This window comes from Streptomyces sp. NPDC099050, from assembly GCF_044759865.1.
Classification (GTDB): Bacteria; Actinomycetota; Actinomycetes; order Streptomycetales; family Streptomycetaceae; genus Streptomyces.
The window spans coordinates 11,601-37,005 of the sequence record NZ_JBIWAE010000018.1 but is presented as its reverse complement, the minus strand read 5'-3'; the positions used below and the strand labels follow the sequence as shown (position 1 = coordinate 37,005).

General features: G+C 72.1%; 17 protein-coding genes. 6 read left to right on the top strand and 11 right to left on the bottom strand.

The genetic code is table 11. From position 1 onward, the window contains the following. Window positions 1–29: 29 nt before the first annotated feature. On the bottom strand, window positions 30–1,361 hold the full coding sequence (locus ACIQV3_RS27265; protein WP_403716260.1) for an MFS transporter: 1,332 nt from the start codon (window positions 1,359–1,361) through the stop codon (window positions 30–32). A 70-nt stretch (window positions 1,362–1,431) separates the two neighbouring features. On the opposite strand from ACIQV3_RS27265, the gene ACIQV3_RS27260 reads away from it, so the two are divergent. Beyond that, window positions 1,432–2,460 carry a GlxA family transcriptional regulator gene (locus ACIQV3_RS27260; protein ID WP_403716258.1) on the top strand — a complete coding sequence of 343 codons (1,029 nt, stop codon included), beginning with the start codon at window positions 1,432–1,434 and terminating at the stop codon, window positions 2,458–2,460. A gap of 130 nt (window positions 2,461–2,590) precedes the next feature. Here the strand turns inward: ACIQV3_RS27260 and ACIQV3_RS27255 are convergent, their stop codons facing one another. Then, window positions 2,591–5,977 carry a S8 family serine peptidase gene (locus tag ACIQV3_RS27255; protein WP_403716256.1) on the bottom strand — a complete coding sequence of 1,129 codons (3,387 nt, stop codon included), beginning with the start codon at window positions 5,975–5,977 and terminating at the stop codon, window positions 2,591–2,593. A gap of 347 nt (window positions 5,978–6,324) precedes the next feature. Between ACIQV3_RS27255 and ACIQV3_RS27250 the strand changes: the two genes are divergently transcribed. Next, complete coding sequence (locus ACIQV3_RS27250) at window positions 6,325–10,326, top strand: DNA-binding protein (protein WP_403716255.1); 4,002 nt, start codon at window positions 6,325–6,327, stop codon at window positions 10,324–10,326. Between the two features lie 11 nt (window positions 10,327–10,337). Here ACIQV3_RS27250 and ACIQV3_RS27245 read toward each other — a convergent pair whose 3' ends face one another. Beyond that, window positions 10,338–11,540, bottom strand: coding sequence for an acyltransferase family protein (locus ACIQV3_RS27245; protein ID WP_403716253.1), 1,203 nt, complete (start codon window positions 11,538–11,540; stop codon window positions 10,338–10,340). 518 nt (window positions 11,541–12,058) lie between these two features. On the opposite strand from ACIQV3_RS27245, the gene ACIQV3_RS27240 reads away from it, so the two are divergent. Further along, window positions 12,059–13,063, top strand: a complete 1,005-nt coding sequence (locus tag ACIQV3_RS27240; RefSeq protein ID WP_403716250.1) for an ArsR/SmtB family transcription factor — start codon at window positions 12,059–12,061, stop codon at window positions 13,061–13,063. 76 nt (window positions 13,064–13,139) lie between these two features. Here the strand turns inward: ACIQV3_RS27240 and ACIQV3_RS27235 are convergent, their stop codons facing one another. Further along, complete coding sequence (locus ACIQV3_RS27235) at window positions 13,140–13,868, bottom strand: TetR/AcrR family transcriptional regulator (RefSeq protein WP_403716248.1); 729 nt, start codon at window positions 13,866–13,868, stop codon at window positions 13,140–13,142. A gap of 140 nt (window positions 13,869–14,008) precedes the next feature. Between ACIQV3_RS27235 and ACIQV3_RS27230 the strand changes: the two genes are divergently transcribed. Further along, window positions 14,009–15,295, top strand: coding sequence for a saccharopine dehydrogenase C-terminal domain-containing protein (locus tag ACIQV3_RS27230; RefSeq protein WP_403716246.1), 1,287 nt, complete (start codon window positions 14,009–14,011; stop codon window positions 15,293–15,295). 92 nt (window positions 15,296–15,387) lie between these two features. On the opposite strand, the gene ACIQV3_RS27225 is transcribed toward ACIQV3_RS27230, so the two are convergent. Next, a complete protein-coding gene (locus ACIQV3_RS27225; protein ID WP_403716244.1) occupies window positions 15,388–15,819 on the bottom strand; it encodes a VOC family protein in 432 nt (143 codons plus the stop codon). Window positions 15,820–16,354: 535 nt separating this feature from the next. On the opposite strand from ACIQV3_RS27225, the gene ACIQV3_RS27220 reads away from it, so the two are divergent. Further along, window positions 16,355–17,197 carry an alpha/beta hydrolase family protein gene (locus ACIQV3_RS27220; protein WP_403716242.1) on the top strand — a complete coding sequence of 281 codons (843 nt, stop codon included), beginning with the start codon at window positions 16,355–16,357 and terminating at the stop codon, window positions 17,195–17,197. A gap of 40 nt (window positions 17,198–17,237) precedes the next feature. Next, window positions 17,238–18,641, top strand: coding sequence for a carboxylesterase/lipase family protein (locus ACIQV3_RS27215; protein ID WP_403716240.1), 1,404 nt, complete (start codon window positions 17,238–17,240; stop codon window positions 18,639–18,641). Window positions 18,642–18,664: 23 nt separating this feature from the next. On the opposite strand, the gene ACIQV3_RS27210 is transcribed toward ACIQV3_RS27215, so the two are convergent. The 6 genes from ACIQV3_RS27210 to ACIQV3_RS27185 all read right to left on the bottom strand — a co-directional run bounded on the left by ACIQV3_RS27210 (window position 18,665) and on the right by ACIQV3_RS27185 (window position 25,141). Further along, window positions 18,665–19,816 (bottom strand): PucR family transcriptional regulator, encoded by a 1,152-nt coding sequence (locus ACIQV3_RS27210; RefSeq protein ID WP_403716238.1) that lies wholly within the window; start codon window positions 19,814–19,816, stop codon window positions 18,665–18,667. Between the two features lie 115 nt (window positions 19,817–19,931). Next, on the bottom strand, window positions 19,932–20,258 hold the full coding sequence (locus ACIQV3_RS27205; RefSeq protein WP_403716236.1) for a hypothetical protein: 327 nt from the start codon (window positions 20,256–20,258) through the stop codon (window positions 19,932–19,934). A gap of 56 nt (window positions 20,259–20,314) precedes the next feature. Then, on the bottom strand, window positions 20,315–21,742 hold the full coding sequence (locus ACIQV3_RS27200; protein ID WP_403716234.1) for a GH1 family beta-glucosidase: 1,428 nt from the start codon (window positions 21,740–21,742) through the stop codon (window positions 20,315–20,317). Window positions 21,743–21,854: 112 nt separating this feature from the next. Beyond that, window positions 21,855–22,775 carry a carbohydrate ABC transporter permease gene (locus tag ACIQV3_RS27195; protein ID WP_403716231.1) on the bottom strand — a complete coding sequence of 307 codons (921 nt, stop codon included), beginning with the start codon at window positions 22,773–22,775 and terminating at the stop codon, window positions 21,855–21,857. Next, entirely contained in the window at window positions 22,772–23,761 is a 990-nt protein-coding gene (locus ACIQV3_RS27190) for a carbohydrate ABC transporter permease (protein ID WP_403716229.1), read from the bottom strand. The genes ACIQV3_RS27195 and ACIQV3_RS27190 overlap by 4 nt, the downstream gene beginning before the upstream one ends. A 75-nt stretch (window positions 23,762–23,836) precedes the next feature. Further along, window positions 23,837–25,141 (bottom strand): ABC transporter substrate-binding protein, encoded by a 1,305-nt coding sequence (locus tag ACIQV3_RS27185; protein ID WP_403716227.1) that lies wholly within the window; start codon window positions 25,139–25,141, stop codon window positions 23,837–23,839. Window positions 25,142–25,405: the final 264 nt, after the last annotated feature.

Here is a 25,405-nt window from a genome sequence, read left to right as displayed (position 1 = left end):
GTCCGGGGCCGTCGACCGGCCGCCTTCGGTCAGCCCGCCGGTCGGGCCGGATCGGCGCCGTCGGCGCGAGTGGCGCGGCGCAGGGTGCGGATGGCCGGGGTCGACAGCAGTGCCACACAGCCGGCCAGGCAGGTGCCCGCCGAGACCAGCAGCAGTGTGTGCGGGGAGGCCAGCTCGGTGGCCGGGCCCGCCAGGATCTGGCCGAGCGCGATGCCGGACACCGAGCCGGCCAGCTCGTACGCGGTGACCCGGTTGAGGACTTCCGGTGGCGTGTGGGTCTGCACACTGGTCGCCCACATCACCGACCAGAACGCCCAGGCCCCACCACCGAGCACGTGGCCCGCAAGCAGCACGGGCAGTCCGGCGCCCAGCGCCACGCAGAGCGGCAGCACCGCGAACAGGACCATGGCCAGCGCGCCGGCGGCCAGCGGCCGGGCCGGACGCAGCCGCAGGGCCAGCAGGCCGCCGAGCACCGTTCCGACACCGAGGAAGGAGACGGCCAGGCCATAGGCGTTCGGGCCGAGCCGGGCTCCGATCACCGCCGAGCTGAGCGGCACCATCGGGCCGAAGAGCAGTACGCCGAACGCCACCCAGATCAGGATCACCGCCCACATCCAGGTGCGGGAGCGGAACTCCCGCCAGCCTTGGCGCAGGTCGCGGCGGAGCGAAACCAGCTTGGCGGCGGCCGAGTCGGCGCCGGTCGGGGCCTCTGCGGACGCGGCGGCGGGGGAGAATCGGATGAGTGCCAGGCACAGGGCGCTGAGCACGAAGGTGCCGGCGTCGATCGCGTAGACGGTCCCGGCGCCGGTGAGCACGATGAGCAGTCCCGCCAGAGCCGGGCCGAGCAGTTGGGCGAGCGCGTCGGCGACCTTGAGCGTGGCGTTGGCCCGCTGCGGTTCCCGGGCGACCAGCGGAACCATGCCGTTCACGCCAGGCTGGAACATCGCGACCGCCGCGCCGGCCACCGCCGCCATGCTCACCAGCAGCCAGAACGGTGGCGTCCCGGCGAAGAACGCGGCCGCCAGCACGCCTTGGGTGAGCACCCGGACGAGGTCCGCCCCCACCATCATCCGGCGCGCCCCCACCCGGTCGGCGAACACCCCGCCGAACAGGACCAGGAGGACGAACGTCCCGGTCCAGGTGCCGAGCACCAAGCCGACCCCGGAAATCCCGTACAGCGGGCCGACCGCGAGCGCGGCGGCCACCGGCATCATCGCGTCGCCGACCAAGGAGACCGCACGGGCGGTGAAGTAGAGCGTGAACCGGCGGTCCCACAAGGAGGACCCGGCGGTCGGCGGATCGGTCTGCGCTGTCTGCGCTGTCTGCGCCTGTGTCTGTGTCTGTGCCTGTACGTTCGTCACAGCATGATGCTGGACTAGACCAATCTCTCGCTCCAGTGTCCCGAACGACACGATGGAGTACTTTCGCGCCATGACCTCTCGTCCGCTGCCGAAGGCCCCGGCGCTCCACCGGGTCGTGGCCGTGCTGCAGCCCCCGCAGTCGACCTTCCCGCTGGCCTGCGCGACCGAGGTGTTCGCCGACCACAGTCCCGCCATCCCCTCCCGCTACGCGTTCGAGGTCTGCACCGAGCACCCCGGCCCGGTACGGACCCGGGCCGGATACGACCTCCTGGTCACGACGGGCCTGGACGCCCTGGAGCGCGCGGACACCGTACTGATCCCGGGCTGGCAACAGCCCGCCGGAACCGAGGTGTCGACCACGCTGATCGCGGCGATCCAGCGGGCACACGGCCGCGGCGCGAGGGTCGTCGGCATCTGCTCGGGCGCCTTCGTCCTCGCCGCCGCCGGACTGCTCGACGACCGGCGGGCCGCCACCCACTGGGCCCAGGCGCCGGAACTGGCCTCCCGGTTCCCGCAGGTCCGGGTCGACCCCGCCGTGCTGTACGTGGACCACGGCGACGTCGCGACCAGCGCCGGATCGGCCGCCGGCGTCGACCTCTGCCTGCACCTGGTACGCACCGACCAGGGCGCCGCGTACGCGATGCGGATCGCCCGCCAGATGGTGATGCCCCCGCACCGCGAGGGCTGCCAGCTGCAGTACGCCGAACTACCCACCTCCGGACCGGTGGCGGACTCCCTGGCCCCACTGCTGGAGTGGCTGGCGGGGAGGCTGGACCAGCCGGTCAGCGTCGCCGAGATGGCGGTCCGCGCCCAGGTCTCGGCCCGCACGCTCACCCGGCGCTTCACCGACCAGTTGGGGATCAGCCCCGGACGCTGGCTGCTGGACCGGCGGATCGCCGCCACCCGGGCCCTGCTGGAAGAGACCGACCTGCCCGTGGAAACCATCGCGCACCGCGTCGGCCTCTCCTCGGCCGTCAACCTGCGCCGACGCTTCCACGAGGCCCTGCGCACCACACCCGCCGCCTACCGGAGAGCCTTCCGGGCGGCGGAGGGGGCGGGGAGCGTCCTGTCCGCTCAAGGCCCGCAGGGCCCGGGCTGACACGATCCGGCACGACCCGGCACGACCCGGCGCGAAAACGCGTAACCGCCCGCCCGCCACGAATCGTGGCGGGCGGGCGGTCGAGCGGTCGGCCGGCGCCGCGTACAGCCGTCGGCTCAGCGAAGTGAGGTCACTTGCCCAGGTAGGCGTTGACGATCGTGACCTCGGAGACGTTGCCCTGCTCGTCGGTGACCCGGGCCCGGAATGAGATCCCCTGGTTCTTGGCGGGGTTCCGGACGGAGAACGCGCCGTCGGTGACCTTGACCTGCTTCCAGGTCGCGCCGCCGTCGAGGCTCACGGAGATCGTCAGCGACTTCAGGTTCTTTCCGGAGGCCGCGCCCTGCACGGTCACGGGGATCCGGGTGACCTTGCCCGCCGGAGCGCGGGAGGCGCTGTCGAGCGGCGCGTCGAAGCGCACCGTGGAGACCGGGAGCGCGGTGTGGGCGGAGACCTGTCCGGAGCGGAAGGTGAAGCTCGTGTCGATGCGGGTGGAGACGGCGGAGACGTCCGTGGACCGCTCGACGGAGGCGGTCAGTCGGTACTTGGCGTCGGCGCCGTCGACCGTGAAGGGCTCCCAGCCGCTCAGCGGGTCCTCGTTCTGGGCGACCTTGACGCCGTTGCGGTACAGGGTGGTGGTGGTCTTGGTGAGCGCCGACGAGCCCGTGTGGCCGGCGCCGTCGCCGAACAGGGGCACCGCGCCGGTGATGGTCTGCTTCCCTGTCTCCGGGTCGGGTGCGGTGCGGAACACGCCCAGGCCCTTGCCCAGGACCGGTCCGAAGACCCCGGTGTTGAAGGTCTCGCGGTACGAGGAGCCGGCCTTGTAGCGCTTCGGCTTCAGGGAGGCCTGGTCCGCCTCGAGGCGCTGGTCGCCGTCGGCGTTCGGGGCGCCCAGCTGCCAGAATCCGCTGCGCCAGGTGGCACCGTCGAGGGCGGAGAGCAGGAGCGTACGGGTGCCGGGAGCGGGCTGGACGGCCCCGTAGAAGTCGCCCTGGGACATGCCGGGCAGGGTGGGGGCGGCGTAGGCGTAGCCGGACTTGCCGCGGGCGGGCGCGCCCATCTCCACGGAGAGCTTCGCCAGCTCCGTCGCCTTCAGGTGCCGCTTGTACCCGGTGGCGAGACGGTTCGTCACACCGCCGAGGGCGACGTTGTACTGGGAGGCCGGCGCCTTGATGAAGGTGGCGAGCCAGCTCTGCGTGAGCGAGCCGTCGGTCACGGCCGGCCCCATGTGGGCGGAGCGGAACCCGGTGTACCCCCTGGGCAGGACCCAGCCGTTGCCGAGGTGGCCTTCGCCGACCTGCTGCTGGTAGTACGGCAGGGCGAAGTCGGCCGTGGCCAGACCGGGAACGGTGATGTCCACCGGCTTCGCGGTGCGCGCGTCGACCTTGACCTTGGTGGTTCCGGTGACCTCCAGCCGCGGCTGGACCAGCCAGTCCACGCCCTTGGTGAGGTCCGAGCCGTCCTGGTAGACGGCGCCGTGGAGGGCGTAGGTGCCCTTGGGCAGGCGCAGGGTGCGGGCGCCGGTCTCGTTGCTGATGCCCTCCCATATGCCGTCGGCGGCCCCGCCGATTCCGAACAGGGAGTGGGAGAACTCGCGGGCGGGGCGGCCGTCGCGGTCGACCGTCGTGATGGTGACGTCGTACGCCTCGGCCTCACGGACGGCTGCCGCGCCCGTGCGCACCGACTGGCCGCCGCCGGTGGCGGTGACGTAGGCGGAGAAGGCGCCGTCGACATCGCCGAGCCGGGTGTCGGCGGTCAGGGCGACCTCGGCCCGGCCTCCTGCGGGCACGGTCACCTTCTTGGCGCCGAGCGCGAAGAACCCGGCCGGGGCGGGCTTGCCCCGGGAGTCGGTGCCCGTCACCGCGAGGTCGAGGGTGATGTCGGTCTTGCCGAGGTTGCGGTAGGCGATCTTCTTGGTGAGCGGCTTGTCGTCGGCGTGCGGCCACTTGGCGGTGCCGAGGGACACCGAGGGCTGCTCGGTGATCACCGTCTGGGTGAGGGCCTTGTCCACTTGCACACGGCCGGTGCCCTGCTGCTGGACGCCGGTCGCGCCGTCCTTCGTGGAGGCGGTCAGCGCGCCCTTGAGCTCGGCACCGGTCCAGCCGGGGTTCTTCTGCTTGAGCAGCGCTGCCGCGCCGGCCACGTGCGGCGTGGCCATGGAGGTGCCGTTGAGCAGCAGATAGCCCGGGACGGGGTGCTGGGCTCCGGGGGCGGTGTCGAGCTTGCTCCCCGCGGCCGCCGCGGCGGTGATGCCGACGCCGGGCGCGGTGAGGTCGGGCTTGACCGCGCCGTCACCGACGCGCGGGCCCCTGCTGGAGAAGTCCGCGAGGACGTCCCGGGAGTCGACGGCGCCGACGGTCAGGGCGGCGTCGGCGGTGCCGGGCGAGCCGACCGTGGACGCGCCGGCGCCGTCGTTGCCCGCGGCGACGGCGAACAGGACGCCCTTCTCCGCCGACAGCCGGTCGACGGTGGCCTCGACCGGGTCGACGCCGGGGAAGTCCCGGCTGCCGAGGCTGAGGTTGACGATGTCCGCCCCCTCGGCGACGGCCCACTCCATGCCCGCGATCACCGCGGAGTCACTGCCGTAGCCGCTGTCGTCGAGGACCTTGCCGCTGATCACCTTGGCGCCGGGCGCGACGCCCTTGAGGACTCCGCCGGACGCGGCCCCGGTGCCGACCGCGATGGAGGCCACGTGGGTGCCGTGGCCGACGCGGTCCGCGGTGTCGGGGGAGTCGGAGAAGTTCTTCTCCCCGACGACCTGGGTCTTCAGATCCGCGTGGGTCTTGTCGACACCCGTGTCCAGGACGGCGATCTTCACGCCCTTGCCGTCGAATCCGGCCTGCCAGGCCCGGTCGGCGCCGATCTGCTTCGTGCTCTTGTCCAGGCTCGCCTTGCGCACGCCGTCCAGCCAGACCTTGCCGATCCCGGCGCCGGCGGTCCGGGCGCCGCGCGTCGTCGGGTTCGTCAGGGCCTCCCAGACTTTCGTGGCGTCAGCGGGCGACGCCTGGACGGCTTCGGCGTTGACGGTCTGGAGGGCACGCCTCGCTCCCTTGCCCGCGGCGGACCGCAGCTCATCGCGGGCGGCCCCGGCGGCCCCCTCGTACTGGACGATCAGGCCGAGGCCGCCGCGGTGCAGGGTGCGCAGGGTCGGGTCGGCGAGCGCGGTGACGTCGAAGAGGCGCCGGTCCAGCGTGCCGGAGGCCAGCAGGGCCCGGGCGTCGGCGGGCAGCACCAGGGTGCGGCCGTCGGCGCGTTCGATCTCGACCGGTACGCGTTCACGGCCCTTGGCGGGTTCGAAGCGTGCGAGGGCCCCGCTGCCGTTCACGGTCACCCGGTCGCCGGTGATCAGCGTGACGGTCACGGGGGAGCCCGTGGTGGCGATGGGCGGGGTGTCACTCGTGGGGGAGGCGGCGGAAGCCGCTCCCGCGGGGCCGGTCAGCCCCGTGCTGAGGGCGACGACGGCGGTGGCGAGGGCAAGGGCCCCGGCGGCGCGTCGAGCCCGGTGCGTCCGTATGAACAACTCTGCTCCTGTGAAGGCGCGCACGGCGGCCGGAGCCCTGGTGCGCGCCCCGTCGTGTGGCGTACGTGGCGTACGCGGTGCGTGGGGTGGTGTTGTGGTGACGCCGGGCGCCGGGCCCCCTCGGCCGTGTCCCACCGGCCACCAGGGGGAGCGGCGGGGGTGGGCGGGACGAGCCGTTCGGGCCGTGCGGCGACCGGCGTACGGCAGCAGTCCACCGGCTCGCGGATTGTTCAGCAGCCTCGATCCGGGCGGCTGAACAATTGTTTTCCGTGGCCGAAGAGGCCCTTGTGGCTGCCGGGTTCCCTGCCTACGGTGGAAAAGATCTTGATTTCGGGGAGCGGAGCGGCATGGGAAGCGGTGCGGGAAGGCCGGAGAAGGCGCTCGATCCACAGGCCGGCCCCACCGCCCGGTTCGCCGCTGAGCTCCGTGCCCTGCGCCGCGCCGCCGGCTCCGTCCCCTACCGGGAACTGTCCGCGAGGGCCGGCTATTCGGTGACGGCGCTCTCCCAGGCCGCCGCCGGGAACCGGCTCCCGAGCCTGCCCGTGACGCTGGCCTACGCCGAGGCCTGCGGCGGCGCCCGGACCCAATGGGAACGACGCTGGCGCGAGGCCGAAGCCGAGACCGAGGCCGAGACCGAAGCCGCCTCCCTCGCGCTCGGCGCCGACGGCGGCGGAACTCCGCCCTACCGCGGTCTGACCCGCTTCGAACCCGAGGACGAGCCGGTGTTCTTCGGCCGGGAACGCCTGACCGACCACCTGACGGCCCTGGTCGCCGAACACCGCTTCGCCGTCGTCCTCGGCCCCTCCGGCAGCGGCAAGTCCTCCCTGCTCAGGGCCGGCCTCATCCCGAGGCTGCGCCGCTCCGCGCCGCCCCTGCCGCCCGCCGCGGCCCTGCGCGTCCTCACCCCCGGCGAACACCCGATGCGGACCCACGCGCCGGTCCTCGCCCCGGCCGCCGGAGACGGCGAGACCTGGCTGATCGTCGACCAGTTCGAAGAGGTCTTCACGCTCTGCGCGGACCCCGGGGAACGCGAGGACTTCCTCGCGGCCCTCCTCGCCGCCCGCCGCCCCGGAAGCCGGATCCGCGTCGTGCTCGGCGTGCGCGCCGACTTCTACGCGAACTGCCTGGCCCACCCCGCCCTCGCCGAGGCCGCCCGAGCCGCGACCCTCCCCGTGGGCCCGCTGACCGCCGAAGAGATGCGCGGCGCCATCGTGCGCCCCGCGGCAGCGGCCGGTCTCACCGTCGAACGCGCCCTCACGGCCCGCCTCGTGGAAGAGGTCACCCGCGAACCCGGCAGCCTGCCGCTCCTCTCCCACGCCCTGCTGGAGACCTGGCGGCGCCGTCGCGGACGCACGCTGACCCTGGCCGGACACGAGGCGGCCGGTGGTCTGCGCGGCGCCCTGGCCCAGACCGCCGAGGAGGTGTACGCGGAACTGGGGCCCGACCGCGCCCCCGTGGCGCGCCGCCTCCTGCTGAACCTGATCACCCCCGGCGACGGAGCCTCGGGCGACGGAGCCCCCGACACCCGGCGCCCCGTACCCCGCGACACCCTCGTGCCCCCGGACTCGCCGGAGGCCGGCGAGGCGGGGGCCGTGTTGGACCGGCTGGCCCGGGCCCGGCTCGTCACCCTCGACCGGGACGTCGTGGACCTGGCGCACGAGGCCCTGATCACCGCGTGGCCGCGGCTGAGCGGCTGGATCGACACCGACCGCGAACGGTTGCGACGCCACCGCCGGTTGACCCAGGCCACCGAGAACTGGCTGACCCGCCGACGCGACGCCGGGGCGCTGCTGCGCGGAGGGGAACTGGCCGAGGCCGAGAGCACGTTCGCGGACGAAGCGGGGCGCTCCGTCGAACTGGTGCCGGTCGAGAAGGAGTTCCTGCGCGCGGGCCTCGCGTCCCGGGCCCGTACCCGCCGGATCCGGCGCGGCGTGACCTCCGTCTTCACCCTCCTGCTCGTCCTCCTCACGGTGGCGAGCACGAACGCCTGGCAGCAGGGCCGCGACAACGTCCGCCAGCGGCTCGACGCCGAGATCCGGCGGGCCAAGGGGGAGGAGGTGGCCGCCGGTCAGCTGGCGGCCGTGGCCCAAGGGCTACGGAGCTCCGACCCTGCCCTGGCGATGCGGCTGAGCGTGGCCGCCTGGCGGGTCGCCGAGACCGCCGAGACCCGGTCGGCGCTGCTGGCGGCGTCCGTCCAGGCCGAGTCCGACGCCTACGACGTGCCGGACGAGGCGGGCCCCTGGACCTCCCACCCGGCGCTCCCGGTCCGGTTGAGTGCGGACGGCCGCATCGCGGTCACCGTCGACGCCGACTCCGTACGCGCCTGGGACGTCACGAAGAGGACGGCGATCGGACCGGCGACGGCCCTCGACCACGACGGCCTGTTCCGGGGGATCTCCCCGGACGGCCGGACCGCCCTGGTGCAGGGGGGCCGGGAGAAGGCGGGGCCCGGAGCCGGGAACGGGGCCCGCCGACTGGACCTTGTGTCCGGGACGGCGCTGGACGCCGCGCCCCGCGCGGCGGGCGCTTCGATCGTCTGGACCGCCGCCGGGCAGATCGTCGCCGACATGGACATGGACGGTGCCACCGGCCGGCTCTCGCTCCGGGACGCACGAAGCGGCCGGACCCTGCTGGAGGTGCCGACCGGGCGGCATCCCCTGTGGGCACTGAGCCCCGACGGACGCCACCTGGCCCTGTGCGCCAGGGGAGGGGACGCGGTGAGCCCCTTCGAACGGAGCGGGGTGCCCCTGAGGGTCTGGGACGTGGCCCGGGGCACCGAGCTGCCCGCCGCCCGACCCGGCGGGTGCGGCGTAGAGTCCTTCCGTTTCACCGGCGACGGCGCCGTCCTCATGAGCCACGAGTCGGGCGGCCTGAGCCTGTGGGACCCGGTCACGGGCCGGGAACCGGCCGGGATCGACCACAACGGCCTCACCGAAGCGACCACCAGCCCCGACGGCCGGTTCGCCGCGGCCGTCGACGGCCGGGAGATCCTGATGTGGCGCATCGCCGCGCCGGGCCGGCCGGTCTTCCGGTACTCCCTCGCCAACGGGGCCGCCTCCCAGCTCCGCATCGACCCGAAGGACGGCGTCCTCAGGTACCTGACCGAACGCCGGCTCGGGGACACCACGGTGCGTACGATCTCCTACGGACCGGCCACGACACCGGACTGGAACCCCGAACCGGCATCGACGGGCACCTTCAGCACGGACGCCACGACCGTCGCGGTCGACCGCCGGCGGGGCGACAGCACCTGGTCCGAGGCCTACGACGTCGCCGACGGCCGGCGCACCGCCCGCACCCCGCCGGCCGACTGCCCGAAGGCCACACCGGCATCCACGGAAACGCCCGCGGAATCGCCCGCCGGAATGCCCGCCGGATCGCCCGCCGCACCCGACTGCCGTGTCCTCCTGGCACTCACCCCCGACGGGCGCACCCTGGCCCATGCCCGGACCGACTTCGCCGAAGGCGCGGAGGCCGGAGACGGACGGCGCGAGAGCGCCGAGGAGCCGGCGCTGTGGGACATACCGGCGAACACGGCTCGCCCCCTCCCCACGGACCCGAAACCGTCCCTCGCCGCCCGGATGCCCATCACGGGATTGGCCGTCTCACCCGACGGCCGGTCCCTGCTCACGACGCGCGCCGGCGTCGACACCCTGGACGTCCGGGACCTGGCGAGCGGCCGCCGGACCCGGCCGCAGGACCTCACGGAGGACCTCACGGAGGACCTCACGAAGGACCGGAGCTCCTCGGCGGCAGCCTCCCGGAGCGCCCGGTCCGCCCCGGTCACGGTCCGCCCCGACGGCCGACTGCTCGCGACCTCCTCGACCACCTACGACATCCCCACCGGCCGGCGCACCGAACGGGGCCACGCCGTGGAACCGGGCGGGGTACTGGCCTACAGCCCCGACGGCTCGCGCCTGGCGGTCGGCGACACGACCGGCGCGGTCACCCTGTGGGACGGACGGGCCGAGCGGCGACTGGCGACCCTCCCGGCCGGATCCGACGCGGTCGGCTCCGACTCCGTCAAGGCCGTCACCGCGCTGGCCTTCTCCCCAGACGGCCGGACCCTGGCCGTGGCGGCCGCCTCCGGCACGCTCCGGCTCTGGGACGCGGACTCGGGCCGGCCTCTGGGATCGCCGCTGCCGACCCCCGGCGACGGGATCGTAGCCATCGCCTTCTCTCCCGACGGCCACACCCTGCACAGTGCGGGCGAACACAGCACCGTGCGCACCCACCAGGTCGCCCCGGTCCGACTCGCGGAGTCCGTCTGCACCCGGGCCGGAGCGGGCTTGTCCCGGTCCGACTGGCGCACCTACCTCCCGGATCTCCCCTACCGAAAGACCTGCTGACAGCGCTACTGCTACTGCGACTGCTTGTGCTCGTGGGCGTCGGAGGCCGCGCGCATCGTGCGGAGGGACTTGTTCAGCCCCCGCTTCATCAGACCGCTGAGCGGTCGTTCCACGACTCGGTGGATCAGCCAGGCCGTGAGGAGCGCCACGGCCAGAGCGATGGCGAGCGCGGCGCCCGATCCGATGCCCAGGGTGCGCAGCCAGTGGATCAGGGTCCAGCCGGCTTCCTGGTGGATGAGGTAGAGCGGATAGGTGAGGGCGCCGGCGACGGTCAGCCACTTCCACTGGATCCGGTCGAGGTGGCCCAGGGCGACCATGATGATCACCAGGTAGCAGAGGGTGATGATCGCGGCGACGACCGTCCAGGACAGCGGGTGCCCGGTGGCGTTCTCGTACGTGTGCTTCATCCCGCCTATGCGGCTCATCGCGACGAGCCAGGAGAATCCGACGATTCCCCACAGGAGCAGGTTCGGCCCGAACCGGTGCATCAGGAACATGGCCACGCCGGCTATGAAGAACGGCGACTCCTGGGGCATGGCGAAGCTCTCCAGGAGCGGGATCTTCGTCTGCGGGGCAAGGAGCGCGGCGGCGGCCCAGATGCCGCAGAACGCGACGACCCGGCGGTAGGTGAGGCCCATCGTCACGACGATGGCGAAGAGCAGGTAGAACTGCAGCTCCATCCAGAGCGTCCAGTAGACGCCGTCGACGTAGTGGTAGCCGAGCGGGCTGACGAACATGGTGAAGTTCGCGAGCACGGTCTGGAGGTCCAGACCGTTGCGAGCCCCGGGCCGGCCGAGGTGGGGCACCAGCAGGAGCACGCCCGCGGTCAGCAGGACGGCCGCCCAGTAGCCGGGGAAGAGACGGATGACCCGGGAGACGAAGAAGTCGCCCGGCTTGCGCCCCCAGCAGCTCATGCAGATCACGAAGCCGCTGATGATGAAGAACAGCTGCACGCCGAGCCAGCCGTACGAGGTGAACCGGGCGATGTCCGGCATGAAGTCGGACGGGACCTTGCCGCCCCAGACCTCGGGTACACCCGCGAAGGCGGTCCAGTGGAACGACAGGACGGCGAGGGCGGCGAGCAGGCGCAGACCGTCGAGCGCGTACAGGCGGGGCGCGGACCTCCGCCCGGCCGTCTCCGCGGGCGCCGGGCCGGAGGCTGCGGGCGCGGGCGGAACATGCCCTTCCGTCGGTGTTATTGCGGCATGGGCCATGAGTCCGTCTCATTCTTCTGATGGTTTCTACACTGTGGTGTATTGCCCGGGATTGAGCCGCGTCCCAGGCACACGAAGAGGTGAGGCGTCTGCTCCCCGGCGCCAACGGCAGGTCCCCCCGCGGGAGACCGATGCCGTCGAGTGAGACCACACGGTCACCTGGCGCGGACATCGGTCGCAGGGATTGTATCCCCCGGAGCCTGGTCCCCGGGGTCCCACCAGTGGGTGAGGCCGGCAGGGGGACGTCGTACGCCGTCGACCTCGGCGGGGCGGAGCCGTCCCCGGTCACTTCCGTGCTCGCCCTGTGGCGCGGTCGACCCGACCCCGAGTTTCCTTCGCTCAGCGCCGAGCTCACCCGCCGGGCGTTGAACTGACGCCTTCCCCGGTTCCGTGTGCGGATCCGCGCCACCGCTCCCGCCGTCTTGGCCGGAATAGGTCCTGGACGGAGCCCCGGACAGGGCACAGACTGCGCTGGACGATCAAGTGGCTCTGAAGCGGACTGCGTTGGGGGATGCTCGGTGCTGCGCATTCATTTCACCGCCGAGGATCTGGCTCGGACCCGCGTGGCCGTGACCATCGGAGCGGCCACGGAGACGATGTACGGCCTGAGGCTGCTGCGCGACTGTGCCGCAAGGGCCCTGCCCTTCCGCCCCTGGCGGGCGGCGGTCCGCGGGCGGCTGGGCGAGCGGGCCCGCCCGGTCACGAGCCTGCTGGCCCTGGACGGCCCGGATGTCGACCTGACGGTACTGATGGGTGACACGCCGTCCGTCGAGGAGGGAATCGACAACCTGCTCCGGGCATCGCCCGCCCGATTGCGGACCGAGTTCGAACACATCGACTTCCACCCTTCGCAGTTGCCGTGGGCCCGGAAGCTGGCGGAGGGCGACCTCGAAGCCCTCAGGGACTTCGCCGCGGGGCTCACCGCCTGCAACGAGGCGATCGTGGCCCCCTACTGGAGCAGCGCGAGAGCCCACCTGGAGGGCGTCCGGTCGACCTTCGCCCGGACCCTGCTCGACGGCGGGATCGAACGCCTGCTGGAGGGCATGTGCGCCCCGATGGTGCGGTGGCGGGCGCCCGTACTGGAGATGGGGTACCACCGGAACGTCGACGTCCACCTCGGGGGGCGCGGTCTCGTCATCGCTCCGACGGTCTTCCTCTGGCGGGAGCCGAGGCTCCTGTGGGACTCGCAGGACGACACCGCGGCGCCCACGCTCGCCCTACCCACCGTCGGCGACGCGGCGGCGGCCGCCACGCTGTGGGGTACGGCGCGTACCGCCGACCGGTCGCTGGGCGCATTGCTGGGGCGCACGCGGGCCGCCGCACTGAAAGTGGCCGCCGAAGGGTGCAGTACCACGGAGCTGGCGCGGCGCCTGAACGTGTCGATCGCGGCGGCGAGCGAGCACGCGACGGTACTGCGCAACGCCCATCTGATCACGACCAGCCGGCGCGGCAAATCCGTGGTGCACACCGTCACCCCGCTGGGCGCCGAACTCCTGGGAAGCCCACCGACCGACCACGGATGACCCGGCTCCGAAGGCGCTGGAAGGCGCTGGACGGCGGTGGAAGGCGATGGAAGGCGGATGCCCTCAGAGACCGCCCTCAGGGCCCGCCGGTCCCGCCGCCCCCGCCCGCGTCGGCCAGCTCGCGCCCGGCGCTGTCGAGCAGCATGTCCAGCGCGACCGGATAGGCGCTGTGCGGCATCCGGGCCGCGAGGAGTCCGGCGGTGGCCGCGATGTTCGGGTACGTCCCGGCCGGCAGGCGGGCGTACGTCGACTCCCACCGCTCCTCATCGGACTCCCGAGCCTGCTCCGTCAAGGCCAGGGAACCGGCGTCGAGCGCCGCGAAGGCCAGGCACTGGTCGATGTAGGCGTGGTAGATCCGGACAGCGTCCTCGTCGCCGAACCCCGCGCCGCGCAGGCTGCCGAGGATGGCCTCGTCGGCCGCGATCTCCCGGGGCCGCCCGGTCACCCGGCTCGCCGTCAGCAGGGCGGCCTGGGGATGGGCGAGGTAGGCGCCGTGGATGCGCAGGCCCAGGGAGCGCAGGTCCTCGCGCCAGCGCCCCGTAGGGGTCCAGCCGGCGAGAGCCCGGCCGATGAGCTCCTCGCCGATGGCCAGAGTGAGCCCGTCCATACCGTCGAAGTAGCGGTAGAGGGTGCTGGGGTCCGCGCCCAGCGCGGCGCCGAGCCGCCGGGCCGTCAGGCCCGCGCTCCCGTGCTCCCGCACCATCCGCAGCGCCGTCTCGACGATCAGCCGCTCGGTGAGCACCGTGCCCTGCCGGGTCGGACGCCGCCGTCGGCGGGCCTCCTCCGGAACCACGTCCTTCGGCATCGCGCACTCTCCTCCCGGACCCTTCGGCGCGCTCGTGTCCGAGCCTTACCAGCCTTATGCCAACAGCATTGACCTTAACTCCTCGCAGGCGGTTCCATCAGCCCCCTGGGGCGCACGCCCCAATGAGAGAGGACCTCGTCATGCGTGTTCTGCTTGTGGGTGCCGGCGGTGTCGGGAGCGCGATCGTCAAGATCGCCGCCCGCCGCGGTTTCTTCGACCGATTCGTCGTCGCCGACTACGACCCGGCCCGGGCCGAGGCCGCGGTCGCCGCCCTGGGGGCGGCGGAAGGGCGTTTCACCGCCTGCCGCGCGGACGCCTCCGACGAGGAGGAAGTCGCCCGGCTGCTCACCGAGCACGGGTGCGACGTCCTGATGAACGCCACCGACCCGCGGTTCGTCATGCCCCTGTTCAACGCCGCGCTCGCGGCCGGCGCGCACTACGTGGACATGGCCATGTCCCTGTCCCGCCCGCACCCCGAAGACCCCTACGGCACCTGCGGGGTGAAGCTCGGCGACGAGCAGTTCGAACGGGCCGCGGAGTGGGAGAAGTCCGGCCGGCTCGCGCTCGTCGGCATGGGTGTGGAGCCCGGCCTCTCGGACGTCTTCGCCCGCTACGCTGCCGACGAACTCTTCGACGACATCGAGGAGATCGGCATCCGGGACGGGGCCGATCTGACCGTCGAGGGCTACGACTTCGCTCCCTCCTTCAACATCTGGACCACGATCGAGGAGTGCCTGAACCCTCCCGTGGTGTACGAGCGCGAGCGCGGCTGGTTCACCACCGAACCCTTCAGCGAGCCCGAGGTCTTCGACTTCCCCGAGGGCATCGGCCCCGTGGAGTGCGTCAACGTCGAGCACGAGGAGGTCCTCCTCGTCCCGCGCTGGGTCGGAGCGCGCCGGGTCACCTTCAAGTACGGCCTCGGCGACGACTTCATCGGCAAGCTCAAGACCCTCCACGCGCTCGGCCTGGACTCCACCGAGCCGGTCACCGTCCGCGGTGAGGACGGCAGCCCGGTCCGCGTCTCACCGCGCGACGTGGTGGCGGCCTGCCTGCCGGACCCGGCGACCCTCGGGGACCGGATGACCGGCCGTACCTGCGCCGGGACCTGGGTCAAGGGCACCAAGGACGACCTGCCCCGCGAGGTGTACCTCTACCACGTGGTCGACAACCAGTGGTCCATGCGCGAGTACGGCTCCCAGGCCGTGGTCTGGCAGACCGCCGTCAACCCGGTGGTGGCACTCGAACTGCTCGCCGCCGGCGTGTGGTCCGGGTCCGGAATCCTCGGCCCGGAAGCCCTGCCGCCCCGCCCCTTCCTCGACCTGCTCACCGCGTACGGATCCCCCTGGGCGATCCGGGAACAGGGCCCGGCCCAGACCCCGTCCCAGGCCACGGCCCCGGCCGCGCCGGCTCCGGCACCGGGCCACTGACGCACCCGAAGCAGAGGAGCGCGTCCGGGGCGGCCGTGAGGGCGAGGGCGATCAGCAGGTAGAGGCAGAAGGCGTGAACGCGTTGAAGCCCGTCAGCGTTCGGACAGCTCCGAGGGCGCTTCCTGGACCACCCAGCCGTTGCCGTCCGGGTCCGTGAAGGTCAGGAAGGAGTTCCAGGTGTCGCCCTTGCCGTCCTCCCAGCCCTTCTCGCCGACGTGCCGCACCGGCGACACCTCCACACCGCGCACCGTCAGCTCCTCCCGCGCGGCCTCGATGTCGGTGACGCAGAGCTGCAGGCCCTGCAGGGCGCCCGGTGTCATCTGGCGCGCACCGGGCGCCGGGGGCATCCCGTGCTCCAGCGCGATCGAACAGCGTGAGCCGGGCGGGGTCAGCTGGATGATGCGGATGCCCGGTGCGACCTCGCTGTCGAGGTCGACGGTGAAGCCGACCTTGTCCGCGTAGAACTCCTTCGACCGGTCCATGTCGGTGACCGGGACCAGAACCACTTCGAGCGTCCAGTTCATGACGGGTCTCCTTGAAGGGCGAGTGGTGAATGGCGAATGGTGCGGGGAAGGTCCACCGTCGCCCAAAGGCTGCCCGTGTGCGAGCCGAAACGCGGCACGCGGCGAAGAATTGGCGGCGCGCGTGGTGTCCCTGGGGGGCGGCCGGGTGGTCGGGATCCGGCCGGGGTGATCCCGCTGACCTGCGTGGCGGCGCCACTGCCGGTGAGGGAGACCCGGTCCCCGGTCACCAGCGTCACCGTCCGGGCACCGGGCCCGCCCGCCGCGGGCGCGGGTCTGCGGGGCCGTGCGGGTCCGCCGGACTGTGCGCCCCCTCCGGAACGGGCGGATCACCGCCATGGCGCGGAACCGCCAAGTCGCCTTTGGTGGAGCGGGGGTGAGAGGTCACGCCTCTCGGCATGTTGCACAAACTCCGCTCTCGCTCATTGCCGCGCATGCGCAGAGACGGGGTCCGGACGGTCCTTCAGGATGAGCGATCAGACAAGGGTGTGAGCCGGATGGGACATCCGGTTCACCGTGACGACATCAGGAGTCCGCCGTGCTCTGGAGAAGACTGCTCGTACCTCTGACCTCGCTCCTGCTCGTACTGGCGGTGCCCACCGGCGCGGGCGCGACGGCCGCGCCCACCACCGCCGCTACCAGTACCGGCGCCGCCGGCTACGGCGCTGCCGGCCCCTACGCCGCAGCGGTGGAGGTCGGGGTGGTGACCACCCTCTACTACCCGCGCGACATCGCGACCAGCGACCGGCGGCATCCCGTGATCGTGTGGGGAAACGGCACCTTCGCCTTCCCGGTCGTCTACCGCGAACTGTTGCTGCACTGGGCCAGCCAGGGCTTCATCGTCGCCGCCGCCAACACCCCCCAGTCGAACCTCGGCATTTCCATGCGTGCGGGCATCGACCTGCTCGCCCAGCGGAACACGGACCCCGGCAGCGCCTTCCACGGGCGTGTCGACCTGGAGCACATCGGGGCGTCCGGTCACTCGCAGGGCGGAGCCGCCGCCATCGTCGTCGGCGCGGACTCCCGCATCGACACCATCCTGCCCATCCAGCCCGGGCCGCTCGCCGACATCGACGACGTGCGCGTGCCCGCGCTCCTCCTGGCCGGACAGAAGGACAGCATCGTCTTCCCCTTCCTGGTCAAGGGCTTCTACGACGACGCCGACCACATCCCGGCCCTTTACGGGGAGCTGCGCGGCGCCGACCACTTCACGGTCGTGGGCGACCCGGGCCCGTTCGCCGCGCCCACCACCGCCTGGTTCAAGGCCCACTTGATGGAAGATCAGGTCTCGCGCGCCCAGTTCTTCGGGGCCGAATGCGGGATCTGTGCCGACAGCGGTACGTGGTCCGACATCCGCCGCAACGGCCTCGCCACGCGGTGAACCGTTCCGCAAGCCCTCGTCCGCACCCGAAAGGACCGCCATGGACGTCATCGCGACCACCGGCCAGGGCAGGGTCCGAGGCCGGTTCCACCACGGCATCGCCACCTTCCTCGGCATCCCGTACGCCGCCCCGCCCTTCGGTACCCGGCGCTTTCGCGCTCCCGCCGCGGCCGAGCCCTGGGAAGGGGTGCGGGACGCGCTGGAACACGGGCCGACCGCCCCCAAGCGCCCCTACCGTCCGCCCCTCGACCGGCTGATACCCGACCCGAGCATCCCGGGGGACGACTGCCTCAACCTCAACATCTGGACCGCGGCCGCCGGCGAGGGCGGCCGGCGGCCCGTCATGGTCTGGATCCACGGAGGATCCCTGCGCAACGGCTCGGCAAGCCTGCCGCTCTACGACGGGGCGGCCTTCGCGCGCGACGGTCTGGTCTTCGTCTCCGTCAACTACCGCCTCGGCGTGGAGGGTTTCGGGGTCTTCCCCGACGCCCCCGTCAACCGGGGCCTCCTCGACCAGATCGCGGCCCTGACCTGGATCCGCGACAACATCGCCGCCTTCGGCGGAGATCCGGCGAACGTCACCTTGTGCGGGGAGTCCGCCGGCGCGATCAGCATCGCGGCCCTGATGACCAGCCCCGGCGCGGCCGGGCTGTTCCACCGGGCGATCCTGCAGAGCGGCCCACCGCACACGGTGTCCCGCCGCGAGGGCGCGAGGGTCGTGCGGTCGATGGCGAAGAGGCTGCGGATCCCGGCCACCGCGGAGGCGTTCGCGGCGGTGGACCGGGACCTGCTGCTGGACACGCAGGCCGCCGTGGTCGACCGGTCCGACCCCATGGGCGGCGGTCCCGGATTCCACATCGTGGCCGACGGAGACGTGGTGCCCGCCGCCCCGCCCCTTCCCGAGGCCGACCTGTTGCTGGGCTGCAACCGGGAGGAGTACCGCCTGTGGTTCGTACCGGGCGGGGCCGTGGACCGCGTCAGCCGGTTCACCCTGCGGCTGGCACTGCTGAAGTTCCGTGTCCCGCAAAGGGTGGTGCGGCTGTACCGAGCCACCCGGCCGCACGCCAAACCCGGCGAGATCCTCGGAGAGGTCGCCACCGACCTGCTGCTACGGGGACCGCTCAACCGCCTCGCCGACTCCCGGCCCGCCCGCACCTTCGTCTACGAGTTCGCCTGGCGCTCGCCCGTGATGGGGCTCGGCGCGTGCCATGCGCTGGAAATCGGCTTCGTCTTCGACAACCTGCGCGCCGCCGAGGACCTGACCGGGCCCGGCGCGCCCCAGCCACTGGCCGACGCCATGCACCGGGCCTGGGTCGCCTTCGCCGCTACGGGTCACCCGGGCTGGCCCGGCTGGAACACGGATCGGCCCGTGATGGTCTTCGGCCACCCCGGCGTCGGCCCGGTCCTCGCGCCCCGGCACGAGGAACTGCGCCTCTGGCTCTGACCGGATGACGGGCCGAACGCCCGTCATCCGGTGGAACCGCGGTGATCCGCGGGCCCCGCCAGGTCCCTGGCGACGAGCGCCGCCTGGATCAGCCGCGCCTGCGCGGGAACCGCGAGGTCGAGTCCGGTCAGCGCGCTCACCCGCTGCAGGCGGTAGTCCAGGGTGTTGCGGTGCACGCACAGCTCCAGTGCCGTCCGGCGGCGGTTGAGCCCCCGCTCCACGAACACGCGCAGCGTCTCGAGCAGGAAAGGATGGTCTTCCAGGGGGTCGAGTTTGGCCGCGAGCAGCATGAGGCCGTCCCCGGGGCGCGCGATCTGGTGCTCGAGCAGCACGTCGTCGAGGCGGTAGCAGCCGGGCGGGCGTCCCAGGCGCCGTACGAGATCCAGCACGCGGCCGGCCTCCTGCGCCGCCGCCGGGACGGCCGTCGGTGCGCAGGAGCGAGCGGCGGCTGCGAGCACGGTCCGTCCCACGTCCCCCTCCAGCCGGGCCACCAGGCCGGGAACGTCGGGCCTGCCCGGCAACAAGGCGATGCGGGCGACGTGGTCCATCAGCACGGGAATCCCGGTGAAGGCGTCGAGCGAGGACTGCACCAGCCTCGTAGGCGGGTCGGACCCGAAGGAGAAGGCGACCACCTCGTGCTCACCCTCCACGGGCACCCGTGCCAGGTCCGCCAGTTCCTCGTACGGACGTCCGGCGAGCAGAGCGCCGAGCAGGGCCCTCCGTACGCGCTTGTCCTCGCTGTGGATGTCCTCCTGGGCATTCTGGTGGGCGAGGACGACCGCGGGCAGAGCCGCGTGCAGGCAGGCGAGCAGCTTGCCGCCCGCTCCGGCCAGCTCACCGGGCTCCGCGACCTCGGTCAGCGTCTGCCACCAGACCTCGGCGCCGATCAGGTACGCGGCGATCACCGCCTCGAGGGGGACGCGCTCCTCGGCCCGGCGCGCCGACCACTCGATGAGCTGGGTCAGGTCACCCGGACTCAGGGGAGCCCCCGCGGCGCGGTCGCGCAGCGCCCTCAGCAACAGCGCGTGCACGGCCGCGATGGACCGGGCCACCTCGCCCTCGAGGGTACGGCGGGGGAGTCCCCCGTAGAACGGGGCTTCGGCCACGCAGCGCGCGACCACGACGCCGGTGAGGTCACCGACCCGGGCGGCCATCCGTGCGTGCAGCTCCGACATCGGCGCATCGTCACACCGCCCCGACCGCGGCGTCAACCGGCGTGCGAGGTCAGCCGTGGTCTTCCCGGTCGGCCGCACAGAACCGGGCTCCGCTGACGAAGACGGCCCCACCCGGTCAGGGCGACCGGGGGCCGTCCTCGCGGGCGAGGCGCAGCGCGAGTTCCTGCAGGATCGCGTCGGTACCGGGCTCCGCCCCGGTTTCGTCGTACGCGTAGGCGACCGCCGCGAAGGCGGCGATGAAACCGTTGACCAGAGCGCTCAGCGGCGCCGAGAGCTGGTCGAGTACGGCGCCGCCGACCTCCTCGGGGCCGGCCCCCTCCGGCACCAGGAAGTGACCGGGGGTCACTTCCGCGAGCAGGTCGGAGGCGATGCCTTCGCCGACGTCCGCGCGCAGAGCGGTGAGTGCGGCGATGGCCTTGAGTTTGATCTCGTTTTCGTGCACCGCCCGAGCCTACGGCCCCGGGATCCGCCCAGGGCCGCGAGCAGGAGAGACCACACTCAGCCCCGCGCCAGCCCACCCCGCGCGATCACCTCCGCGTACCATCGCGCACTGTCCTTCACCGTCCGGCGCTGGGACGCGAAGTCCACGTGGACGATGCCGAAGCGCTTGCTGTACCCGTACGCCCACTCGAAGTTGTCGAGCAGGCTCCACAGGAAGTAGCCGCGTACGTCCACGCCGTCCTGGATCGCCCGGTGCACGGCCGTCAGGTGCGCGTCCAGGTACTCCACCCGCTCCGGGTCGTGGACCTGCCCCTCCGGGTCCGCGTAGTCGTCGTACGCCGCCCCGTTCTCCGTCACCAGCAGGGGCAGGTGCGGGAGTTCGTCCCGCAGCCGGGTCAGCAACTCGTACAGGCCGTTCGCGTCCACCGGCCAGTCCATCGCCGTGCGCGGGCCCGCCGCCGGGGTGAACGCCACGTGCTCCTCGGCGCCCGCCCAGGGAGCGGGGGAAGCCGATGAGCCCGCCGAAACCACGCTGGGGGAGTAGTAGTTGATGCCCAGCGAGTCGATCGGCGTGGACGTGACCTCCAGGTCACCGTCCCGGACGAACGACCAGTCCGTCACCCCCGCCGTATCCTCCACCAGGTCCCGGGGCAGGCGCCCGTGGAAGACCGGGTCCATGAAGATCCGGTTCGCCACCGCGTCAATCCGGCGCACCGCGTCACGATCCGCCGGGGTGTCCGTCAACGGGCGCAGGGCATGGAGGTTCAGCGTCAGGGAGATCTCGGCGGTGGACGGGAGGCGGTCCCGCAGGACGCGGGCCGCGCCGCCGTGCGCCAGGTTGAAGTGGTGGGCGGCTCGCAGCGCGGCGAGGTTGCTGCTGCGGCCGGGGGCATGGACCCCGTTTCCGTACCCGAGGAACGCCCCGCACCAGGGCTCGTTCAGCGTGGTCCACGTCGTCACCCGGTCGCCCAGCGCCCGGGCCACCAGATCCGCGTACTGGGCGAACCGGTGTGCGGTGTCCCGCTCCGGCCAGCCGCCCGCGTCCTCCAGCTCCTGCGGAAGGTCCCAGTGGTAGAGCGTCGCGACCGGCCTGATCCCGTTCGCCAGCAGTTCGTCCACCAAGCGGCGGTAGAAATCCAGGCCGCGCTCCACGGCCGGGCCGCGCCCCGTCGGCTGGACCCGGGGCCAGGAGACGGAGAAGCGGTAGTCCGTGACGCCCAGCTCCTTCATCAGTTTCACGTCGTCGGGCATCCGGTGCAGGTGGTCGGCGGCGATGTCACCAGTGTCACCGTTGCGGACCTTGCCGGGCGTGCGGCTGAAGGTGTCCCAGATGGAGGGCGTCCGGCCGTCCTCGGTCGCGGCTCCCTCGATCTGGTAGGCGGCGGTGGCCGTGCCCCAACGGAATCCGGTGGGGAAACGGAGCCCCGTCCCGGGCCCGGGGCGGGTGCCCGTGGAGGTCGCCGGGCGGGCATCGACAGCGGTCATGAGACGGACACTCCAGGAAGTAGGAGGCGGGGGACGATCGGATGGGCCGTGCTGGGGGCCGTGCTGGGGCCGGGCTCTCACCGGGCACCGGGCACCGGAACGCAGGGACGCGTCAGCCCTTCACCGCTCCCTGCATGATGCCGCCGACGATCTGCCGGCCCAGCAGGCCGAAGACGAGCAGCACCGGCAGGGTGCCGAGCAGGGTGCCGGCCATGATGACCGACTGGTCGTTGACGTAGCCGCCGCCGAGCTGCCGCAGCGCGACCTGCACGGTCGGCTCCTGTGAGGACAGCGCGACGACCGGCCAGAAGAAGTCGTTCCACGACGCCATGAACGTGAGCATCCCGAGCACCGCCATCCCCGGCCGCGCGATCGGGATGACGATCGACCAGAAGACGCGTGCCGTGGAGGCCCCGTCCACGCGCGCCGCCTCGATCAGTTCGTCCGGCAACGACTGGATCAGGTACTGGCGCATGAAGAACACCCCGAAGGCCGACACCAGACCCGGCAGGATCACCGCCTGGAGCTGGTTCACCCACTGGAGTTCGGCGATCAGCATGAACAGCGGAATCACACCGAGCTGCGGCGGGATCATCATCGTCCCGATCGTCAGCGTCAGCAGTGCGCCCCGGCCCCGGAACCTCAGCTTGGCGAAGGCGAAGCCGGCGAGCGTGCAGGAGAGCACCGTGCCCACGGTGACGGACCCGGAGACGATCAGCGAGTTCAGCAGCGCCTTGCCGATGTCGGCCTCTTCGAGGACCGCCTCGAAGTTCTTCATCAGGTTCGGGCCGGGCAGCAGGCTCGGCGGCACCCGTGCCAGGTCCGCGTTGGACCGGCTGGCCGCGACGATCGTCCAGTAGAAGGGGAACGCCGAGACCAGCAGTGCGAATCCGAGGATGAGGTAAGCGATCCAGCCGCCCGTCATCGTCTTCCCGGCTCCACCGCCCTTGCGGAACCAGGGGGGCCTGCCGGGCCGCTCCAGCGGCGGGCGGGGCTTCCCGGGCGCGGCCGGCGGTGGGGCGAGCGCGGTCATCGGCCGGCCTCCTTGCGTGCGCGGCGGCGCGCGATCAGGGCGTTGGCCCCGACGAGCACCACGATCAGGACGAACATCACCCAGGCGATGGCCGCGGCCCGCCCCAGGTGGAAGAAGCCCCAGCCCTGCTCGTACATGTACAGGCCCAGGGTCTGGTACTGGTGCGAGATGCCGCCGGAGATCGACCCCTCGAACAGCAGGGGCTCACCGAAGAGCTGGGTCGCTCCGATCGTGGAAACGATCACCGTGAAGACGATGGTCGGCCGCAGTCCGGGAAGGGTCACGTGGATGAACTGGCGCCAGCGGGAGGCCCCGTCGATCGCCGCGGCCTCGTACAGCTCGTGCGGGATCGACTGCATGCCCGCCAGGTAGATCAGCGCGTTGTAGCCGGTCCAGCGCCAGATCACGATCGTCGACACGGCGATCTGCGAGGCGACCGTGCCCGTCTGCCAGTCCACCGGGCCGACACCGATGAGCCCGATCACGTAGTTGATCAGCCCGAAGTCGCGGCCGAAGAGCTGCGCGAAGACGAGCGTGGCGGCGGCGACGGACGTCGCGTAGGGGAGCAGGACCGCGGTCCTGATGAACGTCCGCGCGCGCAGCTTGTAGTTGAGCAAGTGGGCCAGGCCCAGGGCCATCGCGAGCTGCGGCACGGTGGACAGCACGCCGATGGTGAACGTGTTGCGCAGCGCGGTCCAGAAGTACGTGTCGGTGAAGAGCGCGGTGTAGTTGGCGATGCCCCGCCACTCCATCGCGCCGCTCGTCTGGAGCTCGACGCGGTAGAGGGAGACGAACGCCGTGTAGAGGAGCGGGAAGAGGCCGAAGGCGAGGAACAGGGTGAAGAAGGGGGCGATGTAGGCGTACGGGGAGGCCTTGCGCCAGCTGCGCCGGAGAGCGGCGGCCGGACCGTGGTCCGGGCCGGATCCGGGGCCGGATCCGGCCCCGGCCGGGCGGGGTCCGGCCTTCGCCGTGGAGGTGGGGGACACGAAGCGGCCCTTCGGTGGATCGGGGCAGGATTGGGTACGAGGGCAGGAGGGGGTACGAGGGCAGGAGGGCCGGCGTCAGCCGGTCACGTTCGCCACGCCCTTCTTCGCCGTCTCCCAGGCCTTGTCCGACGAGACTCCCTTGCGCTCGACCTCGCTCAGCGCGTTCGTGAGCTGCTGCATCACGTTCTGGTCGTGCACGCCCAGGACCTGGACCGGGGACTCCTTGGCCGCTTCACCGAAGATCCGGCCGATCGGGGCGCCCGAGAAGTACGGGTCCTTGGCATCCGCGATCTTCGCGATCGCTCCCGTCGAGGAGGGGAAGTTGCCCTGCTTCTGGAAGACCTTCGCCTGCTGCTCGGGCGCGGTGAGCCACTCGATCAGTTTGTACGCCTCCTCCTTGTGCTTGGCCGCACGGGGGATGGAGAGGTACGAGCCGCCCCAGTTGCCCGCGCCGCCGGGGAGCTTGGCGACGTCCCACTTGCCCTGGCCCGCGGCACCGGCCTGGCCCTTGACGTAGCCGAGCATCCAGGCCGGGCACGGGATGGTGGCGAACGAACCGGCCGCGAAGGCCTGGTTCCACTGCGGGGACCACTGGTCGAGCTTGGCGCTCAGGCCGGCCTCGGCCGCCTTCACGGAGGTGTCCCAGGCCGTCTTGACCGCCGGGTTCGTCTCGTAGATCATCTCGCCGGCGGCGTTGTAGTACCGCTCCTTCTCCTGGCCGATCATGACCCCGTAGAGGGATCCGACGCTGTCCAGCCAGGCGCTCTGGGCGGGGGCCTTCTTTTTGTACTCCTTGCCCAGCTCCAGGTAGCCGTCCCAGGTGGACCACTTCTTCGCGAGCTCCTCGCGGTCGGTGGGGAGACCGGCCTGCTGGAAGAGGTCGGTGCGGAAGCACATGGCCTCGGGGCCCACGTCCGTGCCGAGGCCGAGGACCTTGCCGTCCTTCGTGGTCGCCGCCGACCACTTGGCCTCGGCGAACTGATCCTTGAGCTTGTCGGCCCCGAACGCCTTCAGGTCCTGGAACTTGTCGGACTGCTGCTGGGTGACCGACGCGATCCGGCCCACCTCGACGCCCTGCACGTCCGCGAGACCGCCGCCACCCGCGAGGCGGGTCTGGAACGACTTCCAGTAGTCCGCCTCGTCCTGGGTGTCGCTCTGCTTGATCGTCACCCCGGGGTGCAGTTTCTGGTACTCCTCGTAGAGCCCCGCCTCCTTGAACCCGAAGGATCCGAAGAGGTCGACCGTGAGGGTGACCTCTTCGCCCGCGCCGTCGGAGGAGTCAGGCGAGGCGCCGGATCCACAGGCGGCGAGGAGGGCCCCTGCGAGGACGACGGCGCCGAGGCGGGCCGTGGCTCTCTTGGCGGCTCGGGCGATGGGCATGGGAAGCCTCCCTTGACTTCGGGATGAACGGAACGCTTGAGAGCACTGGTTGAGAGCATCGATTGAGAGCGCTCTCAGTTCGTGCGTCTGGAGCGTCCCCCACCACCCCCTCCCCGTCAAGACTCGAACACATAACGGCTTGGCGTTGCGCCCAACTGCTCTTCAAGCATGCTCTCTTGACACCTAGGTTTCAGGAGATTTACGTTCCATGGCACTTGAGAGCGCTCTCGAAAGCGCTCTTCCCCCCACGTGATCGAGGTGCAG

Coding starts and splice junctions, on each gene's coding strand:
- ACIQV3_RS27195 (WP_403716231.1), bottom strand. CDS start 22,775: ATGACCGCGCTCGCCCCACCGCCGGCCGCGCCCGGGAAGCCCCGCCCG.
- ACIQV3_RS27185 (WP_403716227.1), bottom strand. CDS start 25,141: ATGCCCATCGCCCGAGCCGCCAAGAGAGCCACGGCCCGCCTCGGCGCC.
- ACIQV3_RS27215 (WP_403716240.1), top strand. CDS start 17,238: ATGGACGTCATCGCGACCACCGGCCAGGGCAGGGTCCGAGGCCGGTTC.
- ACIQV3_RS27225 (WP_403716244.1), bottom strand. CDS start 15,819: ATGAACTGGACGCTCGAAGTGGTTCTGGTCCCGGTCACCGACATGGAC.
- ACIQV3_RS27200 (WP_403716234.1), bottom strand. CDS start 21,742: ATGACCGCTGTCGATGCCCGCCCGGCGACCTCCACGGGCACCCGCCCC.
- ACIQV3_RS27250 (WP_403716255.1), top strand. CDS start 6,325: ATGGGAAGCGGTGCGGGAAGGCCGGAGAAGGCGCTCGATCCACAGGCC.
- ACIQV3_RS27245 (WP_403716253.1), bottom strand. CDS start 11,540: ATGGCCCATGCCGCAATAACACCGACGGAAGGGCATGTTCCGCCCGCG.
- ACIQV3_RS27260 (WP_403716258.1), top strand. CDS start 1,432: ATGACCTCTCGTCCGCTGCCGAAGGCCCCGGCGCTCCACCGGGTCGTG.
- ACIQV3_RS27210 (WP_403716238.1), bottom strand. CDS start 19,816: ATGTCGGAGCTGCACGCACGGATGGCCGCCCGGGTCGGTGACCTCACC.
- ACIQV3_RS27230 (WP_403716246.1), top strand. CDS start 14,009: ATGCGTGTTCTGCTTGTGGGTGCCGGCGGTGTCGGGAGCGCGATCGTC.
- ACIQV3_RS27235 (WP_403716248.1), bottom strand. CDS start 13,868: ATGCCGAAGGACGTGGTTCCGGAGGAGGCCCGCCGACGGCGGCGTCCG.